Annotated in this window: 13 protein-coding genes; all 13 read right to left on the bottom strand. The window is 44.5% G+C overall.

What is annotated here, in order from left to right:
- Window positions 1-62: 62 nt before the first annotated feature.
- The 13 genes from pth to NIE32_RS12430 all read right to left on the bottom strand — a co-directional run bounded on the left by pth (window position 63) and on the right by NIE32_RS12430 (window position 11035).
- Window positions 63-632: an aminoacyl-tRNA hydrolase gene (pth, locus tag NIE32_RS12490; RefSeq protein ID WP_253077229.1), complete on the bottom strand. Its 570-nt coding sequence runs from the start codon at window positions 630-632 to the stop codon at window positions 63-65.
- A 438-nt stretch (window positions 633-1070) separates the two neighbouring features.
- Window positions 1071-1697 carry a 50S ribosomal protein L25 gene (locus NIE32_RS12485; protein ID WP_253077228.1) on the bottom strand — a complete coding sequence of 209 codons (627 nt, stop codon included), beginning with the start codon at window positions 1695-1697 and terminating at the stop codon, window positions 1071-1073.
- A 92-nt stretch (window positions 1698-1789) separates the two neighbouring features.
- On the bottom strand, window positions 1790-2740 hold the full coding sequence (locus tag NIE32_RS12480) for a ribose-phosphate diphosphokinase (RefSeq protein WP_253077227.1): 951 nt from the start codon (window positions 2738-2740) through the stop codon (window positions 1790-1792).
- A 17-nt stretch (window positions 2741-2757) separates the two neighbouring features.
- The gene (gene glmU / locus NIE32_RS12475) at window positions 2758-4137 is read right to left on the bottom strand and encodes a bifunctional UDP-N-acetylglucosamine diphosphorylase/glucosamine-1-phosphate N-acetyltransferase GlmU (RefSeq protein ID WP_253077226.1); all 1380 of its coding nucleotides are present in this window, start codon (window positions 4135-4137) and stop codon (window positions 2758-2760) included.
- Window positions 4138-4305: 168 nt separating this feature from the next.
- Window positions 4306-4596, bottom strand: a complete 291-nt coding sequence (gene spoVG, locus NIE32_RS12470) for a septation regulator SpoVG (RefSeq protein ID WP_253077225.1) — start codon at window positions 4594-4596, stop codon at window positions 4306-4308.
- Window positions 4597-4746: 150 nt separating this feature from the next.
- Complete coding sequence (purR, locus tag NIE32_RS12465) at window positions 4747-5589, bottom strand: pur operon repressor (protein WP_253077224.1); 843 nt, start codon at window positions 5587-5589, stop codon at window positions 4747-4749.
- Window positions 5590-5632: 43 nt separating this feature from the next.
- Window positions 5633-6511, bottom strand: a complete 879-nt coding sequence (ispE, locus tag NIE32_RS12460) for a 4-(cytidine 5'-diphospho)-2-C-methyl-D-erythritol kinase (protein ID WP_253077223.1) — start codon at window positions 6509-6511, stop codon at window positions 5633-5635.
- A gap of 249 nt (window positions 6512-6760) precedes the next feature.
- Window positions 6761-6949, bottom strand: coding sequence for a small, acid-soluble spore protein, alpha/beta type (locus NIE32_RS12455; RefSeq protein ID WP_253077222.1), 189 nt, complete (start codon window positions 6947-6949; stop codon window positions 6761-6763).
- A gap of 218 nt (window positions 6950-7167) precedes the next feature.
- The gene (locus NIE32_RS12450; protein ID WP_023511706.1) at window positions 7168-7422 is read right to left on the bottom strand and encodes a Veg family protein; all 255 of its coding nucleotides are present in this window, start codon (window positions 7420-7422) and stop codon (window positions 7168-7170) included.
- Window positions 7423-7586: 164 nt separating this feature from the next.
- Window positions 7587-8450, bottom strand: coding sequence for a sporulation peptidase YabG (gene yabG / locus NIE32_RS12445; RefSeq protein ID WP_253077221.1), 864 nt, complete (start codon window positions 8448-8450; stop codon window positions 7587-7589).
- Between the two features lie 358 nt (window positions 8451-8808).
- On the bottom strand, window positions 8809-9678 hold the full coding sequence (gene rsmA / locus NIE32_RS12440) for a 16S rRNA (adenine(1518)-N(6)/adenine(1519)-N(6))-dimethyltransferase RsmA (protein ID WP_253077220.1): 870 nt from the start codon (window positions 9676-9678) through the stop codon (window positions 8809-8811).
- A 5-nt stretch (window positions 9679-9683) separates the two neighbouring features.
- Window positions 9684-10235 (bottom strand): ribonuclease M5, encoded by a 552-nt coding sequence (rnmV, locus tag NIE32_RS12435; protein WP_253077219.1) that lies wholly within the window; start codon window positions 10233-10235, stop codon window positions 9684-9686.
- Between the two features lie 14 nt (window positions 10236-10249).
- Entirely contained in the window at window positions 10250-11035 is a 786-nt protein-coding gene (locus tag NIE32_RS12430) for a TatD family hydrolase (RefSeq protein WP_253077218.1), read from the bottom strand.
- Between the last annotated feature and the right edge of the window lie 111 nt (window positions 11036-11146).

The following is an 11146-nucleotide window of genomic DNA, read 5'->3' as shown; positions in this document are numbered from 1 at the left end:
AGTGATTACTCAGAACCTTAATATACCAAAATAAACTTCTATGATTATGCCCGCGTATCCGTTTACTTATTCGCATTATACGTATTCATCACCTGTGCAAAAGGTAACGTCATCCAAGCACGTGCTGCTTTGGAAGCACGTTCCATAGCTGAGTCAATGTCCATTTGTTCATCCGCTGAAAATCCTTGTAGTACATAGCGGACAACCGCGTCATGAGTGTGCTGTGGATGGCCAATGCCAACTTTGATGCGAGCAAATTCTTGCGTTTTCACATGCTGAATCAGCGATTTGATACCGTTATGTCCCCCTGCACTTCCTTTTTGTCTTAGCCGAATTTTTCCAACTGGTAAATCCATATCATCCTGAATTACCAGTAAGTCTTCTGCTGACAATTTAAAGAAGTGCAACAATGGTCCGATTGCTTCTCCTGAAGCATTCATATAAGTAAGCGGCTTCACGAGCAAAAGTTCTTGCCCGTCAACCGTCCCTTTTCCAAATAATGCATTGAATTTTGTCTTTGTTAGTGAAATTCCAAATTGATTACTGAGCAAATCAATGACTTCAAAACCTATGTTATGCCTTGTATGGGCATATTCAGAACCAGGGTTCCCAAGTCCAACGATGACTTTCACGCTACTTCCTCTCTTTCATTAGATCACTTGACTTCACCAAGTCGATGACAGCTACTGAGTAACTTCGTTCTCTACCGAACACACCCGTGCTGTAACTATCCGGATCATCATAACTATTCGATTACTCAAGATGCTTTATGATATGCGAAAAACCGGGCAAAAACTGCCCAGTCCTTATTTTGTATTCATTGTGCTTTGATCGTCCGCTTGCCGCGGGCGTCCCACATCTCTGCTGCACGTTTAAGCAAAAAATGTTATCACTAACTTTTTTCTATCTAGAAAAACCATGCCTGGTTTTGATGACGCTCCTGTTGCTCGCAGGAATCGCGCACCTACGCATTTGGTTCACAACCTCTGCTTTAAGCGCATATACTTTCTTTACTTGTGAAAAAAGACGTAACGCATTGGTTACGTCCTTCCCCATTTATTCCAATTTGCTTATTCTGCTGCGTTTTCATCTGCTGCTGCTGCAGGTTCTGCAGTATCAGCTGCTGCTGCAGGTTCTTCAGCTACTTGGGCACCATAAGAAAGTGTAACAACAACGTCTTCTGGATCACCAAGAATTGTGTAATTGCTTGCTTCTGAAGCAAGATCGCTGATACGAATTGCATCTCCAACCGTTAGCTTGGACACATTGACTTCAATGGCACTTGGCAGATCATTAGGGAGTGCACGTACCGTCAGTTCAGATAACTGGTGGTTAAGTACAACGTCTCCTGCTTCAACAGTTTCAGCACCTTGGAGTACAACTGGTACGACTGCATCAATTTCTTCGTTCATATTAATTTCTAGAAAATCGATATGGCGAACAGTCGCTTTCAATGGGTCGAACTGAAGTTCGTGAGCCATGACGGTGTAGGACTTCTTACCTTCAATGTCCAGATTGATAATTGCATTTCGCCCTTCGCTACGGAACAACTTGCTTACCGCACCTGCATCAACGGATACAGAGGCATTGCCAACTGTTTTTCCATAAACCACGGACGGAATCTTACCTTCATTTCTCAATTTCTTTGCATATGACTTTCTAAAGTCGTCACGAATTACCGCATTTAATGTTGCCATGCGTTGCACTCCCTTTCATTAAATCCATCTTTAATATTTTTTTAACTAGTACATCTTATCTAACCCTGTATTACACTAAATTCCGTTCAATCTTAATTAAACAACCGGCTGACTGAGAGCTTCTCATGAATTCTGATAATTGCTTCTCCAATCAGCGGCGCAACAGACAGTTGCACAATTTTGTCAGTCTTTTTCTCTTCAGGCAGTGGAATCGTATTTGTTACAACCAATTCGCTGATTGCAGATGCCTGAATACGTTCGATTGCGGGACCCGACAAGACAGGGTGTGTACAGCAAGCATACACCTTTTTAGCGCCACGCTCAACCAATGCATTGGCCGCTAGCGTAATCGTTCCTGCCGTGTCAATAATGTCATCAATAATAATACAGGTTTTCCCTTGAATATCACCAATAATGTTCATGACTTCCGAAACATTTGGCCGAGGACGGCGTTTATCAATGATTGCAATCGGAGCCTTGAGGCGGTCAGCCATTTTTCTAGCGCGCGTCACGCCGCCATGATCAGGGGAAACAACCACAATATCATCAAGTTGTTTGCTCATAAAGTATTCAGACAGTGTCGGAACACCAAGCAATTGATCCACCGGAATATCAAAGAATCCTTGGATTTGTGGTGCATGAAGATCCAGTGTCAAGACACGTGTTGCTCCTGCTGTTTCCAGCAGATTTGCCACAAGTTTTGCTGTAATCGGTTCTCTTGCACGCGCTTTACGGTCTTGACGTGCATAACCATAGTAAGGAATAACCAAATTGATTGTTTTTGCGGATGCTCTTTTCAATGCATCAATCATGATCAGTAATTCCATCAGGTGTTGGTTGACCGGATCGCTTGTGGACTGGATGACATAAACTTCACTACCTCGGATACTCTCTTCAATACTGATTTGTATTTCGCCATCACTGAACGATGACACAATACATTTTCCGAGTTTAATGCCGATGTGTTCGGCAATTTGCTTGGCAAGATCAGGATTGGAATTGAGGCTGAATACTTTCAAATTTGGATCTAAATAGCTGACCATCTAATGGTTCCCTCCAGTTAATGGTTTACCCTGTAATTCAATTTTAAGGCATAGTCTTCTTTATTAGTTTGTCTGGATCTTGCGATGGCAAGTGCATTGTCATTCACTGATTTAGTAATGGTGGAGCCGGCGGCAACAAATGCGCCATCACCAATTGTGACCGGTGCAATAAGATTGGCGTTGCAGCCGATGAATGCACCATCACCAATTTTTGTTGCAAATTTGTTTTTGCCATCATAATTAACTGTGATGGTTCCACAACCCATGTTGACGTCTTTGCCCAGTGTAGCATCACCTAGGTAAGTCAGGTGTGAAGCTTTGCTCCGTTCTCCAATTTCCGTGTTCTTCACTTCAACAAAGTTACCTACTTTTGCTTGATCATGGATCTTGGACAACGGGCGAATATGAGCGAAAGGTCCAATCTGTACTTGGCTGCCAATCCAGCTGTCCTCGAGCACCGATTGATCAATCTCTGTCTCATCACCAACCGCGCAGTTCTTGATTTGTGAATGCGGGCCAATAATGCAGCCATTGCCGATATGTGATGCTCCGGTAACGACCGTTCCAGGATAAATGATCGTATCCTTGCCGATTGTGCATTCTGCCGATAGATATGTCGAGTCCGGATCAATAAGCGTTACACCATTTTCCATCATGTTTCTGTTAATCCGTTCTTGCATATATTTCCCTGCGGCAGCCAGTTGAATTCTGTCATTAACACCCACAGTTTCCTCAAAGTGTTCCGTTGTATACACCGTCACCTTTTCAGAACTTTGGACGAGGAGACTAATGACATCAGGCAGGTAATATTCACCTTGGGCATTATTATTGGTTACCTGCTTTAGCAAACGAAAGAGCTTTCGGTTATCAAAACTATAAATACCCGTGTTTATCTCTTTTACCCTTTTTTCGTCGGAATTCGCATCTTTTTCTTCGACAATTTTCGCAACATTGCCGGACTCATCCCGAATGATTCGTCCATAGCCTGTCGGGTCGTCAACCATCGCTGTGAGTACCGCTGCAGCTGCAGCTTGCTCTTCTTGAATACGCATCAACTTTTCGATGGTCTGATGTGTAATGAGCGGCGTATCCCCATTCAGTACAACCGTCGTTCCATCAACATCGGCGAGTTGATCTGCAGCCTGAAGAACCGCATGACCCGTCCCCAATTGTTCCTTCTGTAAGAGACATTCGCCTTCATTTCCTACAGTCGCTGCAACCGCATCTGCTCCGTGTCCAACAATGACATAGAGTTTAGAAAAATCAGCTTTGCGAGTCTCGTCAACAACATGGCGTATCATTGGTTTTCCACAGACCTGATGCAATACTTTATATAATTTCGACTTCATCCGAGTGCCCTTACCGGCAGCCAGAATGATCGCATAACGATTTGACATGATGAACCCCCATAGCTTTCGCTGATCCTTAGCGTCCATTTTAGACTATAGCTTAAAAACACCCCTTTTTCAAGACAACATTAACGAAAGTTGATAGAATCTGTTTTTCGTTTTCATTTAAGAAAAAAGGAACCCATTAAGGTTCCTTTTTTGTATCTACACCCTATATCACGAAGCACCTGCCTGTTCAAATGAAGGATCACCTTCACACGCATGCTCGTATTCATTAAGTATTGCAGATTGAATTTTCTCTCTAGTCCCTGATGTGATGGGATGGGCAATATCCCTAAACTCCCCGTCAGGTGTCCGCTTACTCGGCATAGCGACGAAAGTACCGTTGTTGCCATCAATCACCCGAATATCGTGAACCACAAATTCTTTGTCGATGGTAATCGAAGCAATCGCTCGCATGCGCCCGTCAGTATGCACAAGCCGCAGTCTGACATCTGTAATTTCCATTAATAAGACACCACCCTTTTCCCTTATGCGTTATTCTAAATACTTGTTTCAACACAAAAAGTGGAAAATCCTGCATAGTACTAAAAGAAAAAACAAATATTTTTGCATCAGATCAAATGGGGTAGTCAGATTTACAAAAGATCTCTTTTTTCATTTGTGGGAAAGTAGTGATTTTGACAACCATTCGTCAACATTACCGTTTTCAATGGTCAGCATGCCTTCTTGTTCCGGAATAGATAATTTTAGGAGGGAAACATATTGATCAACCAGTTTTGGAACTTCGTCCTTCTTTTCAACAAAGACCGCCATGCCGGCAACTTCGCCACCAAATTCCTTGATCATGTTCATCATGCCCTTCATTGTGCCGCCTGCCTTCATGAAGTCATCAACAATGAGCACGCGCGCATGTTCGTGAAGGCTTCGTCGTGGAAGAACCATTGTCTGAATTCGTTTTGAGGAACCTGAGATATAATTAATGCTTACTGTCGAACCTTCAGTTACCTTGCTACTCCGACGCACAACAACAACCGGAACACTGCATTGGGAAGCGACTGCATAAGCAAGAGGGATCCCTTTTGTCTCCATCGTCATCACTGCATCCAATTGCTTGTCACTAAAAACCGATGCAATGAGACGGCCGATCGCATTGATGTATTCAGGTTTTCCAAGGATATCTGTCATATACAAATAACCACCAGGAAGTAGTCGATCCTCCTGAGTCATTTGCTCTCGTAGATCGCTAAGGAGCTGCGCGGCTTCCGTTCTCCCCATACTGGGCATGTAACAGACACCGCCGGTAGCTCCCGCCTGCGTTTGAAGCCGTCCAATTTCCTGAGTCTCAAAATTCTCCTTAATAATCGTCAGATCTTCGCTTATCGAGGATTTGGCGGAGGCATATCGTTCCGAAAAATAGGAAAGCGGAATGACCTGATGAGGATGGCGCAGCAGATATTCTGTCATGTCTACGAGCCTGCTGCTTCGCTTAAGTTTCATGATAATCCTCCAAATCCGAATAATTTAAGGCAATTCTACACCATTATTCGTATTTAGACAAGAGGGGGAACGGTTTGCAAAGGCGAACAGCAAATACTTGTGAGCAGTAGCCCTTCATGCCATTGATCAGGCGCTGCATACGCGATTCATGTTGAGTCAAGGCAAAGACAGTCGGTCCACTTCCGCTCATCAGTATACCCTCGGCACCGATTGTTTTCATATGTTGCTTGATTTTTCCAATATCTGCAACCTTTTTCATCGTTACTGCTTCAAGCGTATTCCCGAGTAATTGACAAATGCCAAGAAAATCTTCGCGTTTGATCGCTTCAATCATCTCGTCAACATCCGGATGATCCGCGGACTTGCTATCTAACTCTTTATAAATTTGTGCAGTTGATACGGATACTGCCGGTTTCACCAAAATCACCCAGCACGGCGGCAGTGAGGGAAGCGGAGCAATTTGCTCGCCTCTTCCCGTAGCGAGCGCGGTGCCCCCTTTAATACAAAAGGCAACATCAGACCCAATCTGAACCGCTATGTCGAGCATTGCCTCATAAGTCATTTCTAAATTCCAGAGTCTATTTAACGCACGTATCGTTGCTGCTGCATCGGTACTTCCGCCTGCAAGTCCGGCAGCAACCGGTATATTCTTTTTTATTGAAATAGCCACGCCGCGGTGGATATTATAGGTTTCTTTTATGCACTTTGCCGCTTGATAAGCGAAATTACGTTCATCTTCAGGGACATAAGGTGCCGATGTCCGGATCGAAATTGTGTCCTCCGGCAAATCCTCACATTCCACTCGATCAGCAAGATCAATGGACGTCATCACCATTCTTACTTCGTGATACCCATCGTCTCTTTTGCCGAGGACATCCAAAGACAAGTTGATTTTGGCCGGTGCCTTCTCTAGTACTTTCAAACAGTTCCCCCACTTTTCCTATTACTATCTGCATAGAAAAATTTGTCGATGACCAGCTCTTGGCCCATATAAAGGGCTTCCTGTGTTAGCCACGGATTTGTGATTTATCAACAGGAGCGCGGCTTTTTCCGGACCACCCATCCTATAGTACGCAGAAAATCTTATTCTTCTTATAGTACTATATAGGAAACAAGCATGAAGAAAAAGGGGGTTCCATCCTTTTCTGGACAGAATCCCCCTAATTCGTGCTCAATCATTGCGCTTTTCTGCGTTTGATAGCTGTTGTTCAGCCTTTTGGATTGCTAGGCGCACCATGTTACCCGCGTCCCGAGCCTTGATGCCGCCCCATCCCTCTGTTTTTACCGTATCATAAAAACCCAGTTCTTTGGCAAGTTCCTCTTTAAACGATTCAGACATAATGCCTCTGCGTCTGGCCATGATCGGCACAACCCCTTTCCAATGGTCGAGCAGGATTAGGTTGTGTCACTTTGCTTCCTTCTATTCGCCAAATGTGCTAATATGAATTTTGGCGATAAGTTGCATAAAAGCATAAACGCGCATCTCCAATTTTGTCTGAACTTCCAACAAAAAAGTGTGCGCGCATCCGCTATAATAATAGTTGGTCTTAAGTTACGGAATATGGACAACGCTGTTCATTACTGACCGCTTGCCATTTCCTCTAAAAAGGTGAGTTCCACCGAGTCCGTCAAAACATCTGTGTAGCTGTATGAAACGCGATCATAAGCGTTCGAATCTTTATCCAGCCTCACAATAAATACAGACGGGTAGGTTCCTTCCAAAACACCAATGCGTTGAATCGTTTTGCGCCTGCCGCCATTTGCCTTCAAAGTCAAACGTTTGCCGACACGTTCATCTAAAGCGCCTTTGATATCATCAATGGTTTTTCCCATCTCGACAATCCACCTCGCTTAATTATAAGTATACCACAATGGACGTCAAAAAATCAAATAGTATGAATTATATCAGGAAACCATTGTGACTGTCAATACATTTATCATCCAATACAATTACTTTTTTCTTCAATGTTTCGCCATTATTCTCACTTCTCGGTTGACTATTCGGTGGGATAGGGGAGTCCGGTCCGTAACATACCACGGCTTTCGACGCCACCAAGGCCGCCTGCTCCGCTCAGTGTATTGCGCAATACCTCCCATACATTAATTCGATCCATAAATGAAGTAAAGCTGACTCTCGCCGCAAGATACACCGGGTCAAGTGCATGAATATTCACACGGTCTGGTGAACTGGCAAAATTGGCCCCTGCGCGAATTAAGTATTCAAAATGGGATTGACAGGCTCCGGAAAATATAATCATCTGGTCCAAACTCGGCCAATGGTAACGCACTTCTTTAACCGTTCGAACGAAATAGCCGGAGTTTCGATAAGCCTTTATTTCGTCCGCCGTTCCTTTATTTTTCATAAATGCATCATGGCCGGTCAAAACAAGGATATCTGGACGAATCTGGCCGACAAGCTTGGGGACAAGCTCAGGCATCTCTGACTCCGGCATATACTTTCCAATCACAGGAACCCGTAACTTTTCATAAAAGGCGAGGCATTTCTTCAAGTAATAAGGATCACCGTCAACATGGAGTACACGACCCGGCATTTCAAAGTAAGACGTATTTTCTCGGTAACCATTTGTTGCCGTGTAGCCCCTCTTCAGCTTCATTTGCTTATAATCCTGCCTGAACAGTTTATAAGACTCCGCCTCTTTTGAACTCGTCATTTTCTCGTATTTTTCCCGTTCATCATCGCTTACCAGAACCAAATCATCCAGCGGTGCATCCGCATAAAGACGTAAATCATGACCATTTAGTTCGGCACTTTTCGACTCTTCATGAATCGCTACTACACGAAACGGAACATCGCAGTGGTACGATGTACGCGCCACAAGATCCCCAACTTCAATCGTCATGTCCCTCTCCCTCTCTCCACGCGGTCCGGAACCTTAAGACTTCAGAGCCGTCTTTATCATGTTATGCGTGCTCTTGGTTGAATATTCGACGCTAAGCCGAACTACACTTTTTAATGCCTTAGAAAGCTTCATTGAGGGAGAAAATCGGGAAAAAATCACCAAGTTTGATCTTGCGTTCTTTGTGCTTCGGTTGCTCGCTTGCCGCGGGCAATCCGTGAGCCTACTCAAACAACTAAAAATCCGCTGAGCTCACTCGACTGCACTCCCGCACGCATCTCGCATCTTCGCTGCATTTATACGAAAGCAGTTATCCTTACTAATCTTCAAAAAAAGAAGAGCCGAACGGCTCTTCTTTTTATTATTGACGAGATAATGCATCACTTAAATGCGCAAATTCTTCAATGGTTAACGTTTCACCACGACGATTCGGGTCAATGCCTACATGATTCAGCACTTGAAGCAGGTGTTCTTTTTTTGTTTTGTCAAACAAATTATTCATCAGGTTATTCATCAACGTTTTACGACGCTGCGCAAAGCTCGCGCGAATCAATTTATAGAAAAAGGCTTCATCCTGAACTTTTACCTTTTTATTAGCACGTACATCAAGACGAATGACCGCTGAATCGACATTGGGCTGTGGAACAAAAACCGTCTTTGGAACGGTCATGACAATTTTGGGGTCCGCAATATATTGGACGGCGATGGACAAAGATCCATAGCTTTTTTCGCCCGGTTCAGCTTGAAGTCTGCTCGCTACTTCTTTTTGAATCATAACCACAATCGTTTCAATTGGGAGACCCTCGGTTAACAACTTCATCAAAATAGGTGTGGTGACATAGTAGGGAAGATTAGCGACAACAGTCACCGACGCCTCAGGTGGGCACTCCTGAGCGATAATCTGATGGAGATCCAGTTTCAGAACATCTCCAAAGTGCACAGCTACATTGTCAAAATCCTGAAGTGTATCACGTAATACCGGTTCAAGTCGACGATCAATTTCAACGGCAATCACTTTCTTTGCCTGACTCGCGAGCACTTGCGTCAGTGCACCGGCACCCGGTCCGATTTCCAATACGTAGCTTTCCTGATCAATTCCCGCAGCAGCTGCAATGTTATTCAAAATGTTCTCATCGATAAGAAAATTCTGCCCCAGGCTTTTCTTTAACGTAAACCGGTGACGATGAATGACATCCTGCATCGTCTTCGGTGAAGAGATCCTCTTATTCATGACACTCATTCCTCCGATCGGATGGCATCGAGTGCCTGTATCAGATCACTCTCTGCAATTTGAAACATGCGCAGCCGTTTATACAGCTGTTTTCCATTTGCGTAGCCAATGTTCAACTGATCACAGAGCCGTTCCCTAAGTGCGCGTGATGTCTTGCCCCCAAGTAATCCTAGCGATCTTAACGTTTGCATACTGATTTGTTCCTCGGGTTCCTCGAACTGTGTATAGACCTTTTCCAAAGCATGAAGAATGGTTCTCGGCGAGGCATGTTCAATGCCTAAGCTTTCATTTGCCGCGCCACGCCCTTCTCTCCGCGTAATGAACGCGTGCTTACACCCAGGTACAGCGCTGCTGACAATCTTTCGGATCCGCTCGCCTGGATAGTCCGGATCCGTAAATACAATGACTCCGCGGCGCGCCTGCGCATGTTGAATCGCTCGAATCGTGCGTTTGCTGACGCGCGATCCATTCGTCTCAATTGTATCGGCATCGAGCGCACGATGAATGGCTTCCGTGTCGCTTCTGCCTTCCACAACAATAATTTCTTTAACAATCATAAGTTTCTCCTTGCTCAGCTGTTTTCAGTAGCCGTATTGATTCGAAAACAACGCATTGCGTTCTCCGTTGTTATTTGGGCAATCTGTTCGAGGGTCAGCCCTTTAATTTCCGCAAGCTTCTCAGCCACCAAACGGACGCGCGCCGGTTCATTTCTCTTGCCGCGGAACGGATGCGGACTTAAGAATGGGCAATCGGTTTCAATCAGCAAATGTTCAAGCGGAATCTGTTCAGCTGTCTCTCGCTGCAAGGACGCATTCTTGAAGGTCAAAGGTCCCCCAAAACTGATGTAAAAATTTAAATCGATAAATTGCTGCGCCCATTCCCAGTTATCGCTGTAGCAATGCATCACACCGCCCACTGTTTCCGCATGCTCCTCACGAAGAATACGCGCAACATCTTCTGTTGCTTCGCGGTCATGAATAATCAACGGAAGACCCGCATCCTTAGCCAACCGAATTTGTCTGCGAAATATCTGATGCTGCACCGATTTCGGCGATTTATCCCAATGATAATCCAGCCCAATTTCACCTAGTGCGACAATACCCGGATGACTAAGCTGCTGCTTAATCATCTGAAAATCATCTTCAGTCATATCAATTGCATCTTCTGGATTCCAACCAATGGCACCATAAATATGCTTATGCTGATCGATAATTGGAAAGACCCGCTCAATAGTCGCGCGATCAACACCAACGACAACCATTTGAGCAACACCGGCCGCTCTTGCACGATCCAGTACAGCCGGAAGATCTGCATCAAAAGCCTCATCATTGATATGTGTATGTGTGTCAAAGAGCATGACTGTCCTCCTCTGACCGAATACGATCATGAAATCATTCAATGAAACGATTTTTTCCGTTCACAACAATCCTTCAATACAGACAGAATCAGCGTTTCAAACTTTCTATAC

Origin of the sequence: Sporolactobacillus kofuensis (assembly GCF_024125425.1) — a bacterium.
Classification (GTDB): Bacteria; Bacillota; Bacilli; order Bacillales; family Sporolactobacillaceae; genus Sporolactobacillus; species Sporolactobacillus kofuensis.
Note: the sequence above shows the minus strand (reverse complement) of the source record. Positions and strands in the feature narration are given on the sequence as shown.